Source organism: Collinsella sp. OM06-18AC (assembly GCF_003438785.1).
In the GTDB taxonomy this organism is placed as follows: Bacteria; Actinomycetota; Coriobacteriia; order Coriobacteriales; family Coriobacteriaceae; genus Collinsella.
Genome location: NZ_QSTX01000034.1, coordinates 285 through 858 on the forward strand (window position 1 = coordinate 285; position 574 = coordinate 858).

Here is a 574-nt window from a genome sequence, read left to right on the forward strand (position 1 = left end):
TCGGATGACTTGAAGAAGGGGGAGGCCTCGCGGCCTCCCCCTTTTTTTGCGTTATATAAAGCGACATTTGCCCTATCTGTTTTAGGTGTGTTCGGATTGGCTTTAGTCGAGGGCATCGTAGTCGTTCGCGGTGAGGCAGAGCCGATCTTTTTACTCATGTCGCTTTCTGGTGGCGCTCAGTCGGCTCCAGGGTTCTGTCGCCACGTATATCCGGACGGATCTTTTGCTCCTTATTTCCAGTACATTATTTAAGGGGCATTGTTTCACTCAAATACACTCCGCCAGTGGGGGCTCTATCTAATTAGTGATAGAGCCCCCACTGGCGTTTATATAGGTTTGTTAACGTTGTCCTTCAATTTATTACGGGCTAACTAGCGGAGATCGACGAGGGTATAAAGATGCTATGTCTACAGTGGACAGCAAGATTCCCGAGGTCATACGGTCTGTCCAAGGTTTATGACCATACGCGTGACTCTGAGCAACTCGGAGCCCAGTTAGTTGATTTGTGAACAAAATATGGAGTGCGTGATTCCCGCCCCCGGCGCCCCTCCGGTCTGGCAATATATCTCCTTGC

1 protein-coding gene is annotated in these 574 nt (G+C 49.8%); it reads left to right on the top strand.

Going from position 1 to position 574, the window contains the following annotated elements:
- Positions 1 to 252: hypothetical protein (locus DXB86_RS10145; RefSeq protein WP_233504194.1), on the top strand; the 252-nt coding region annotated here is incomplete at its 5' end.
- Positions 253 to 574: the final 322 nt, after the last annotated feature.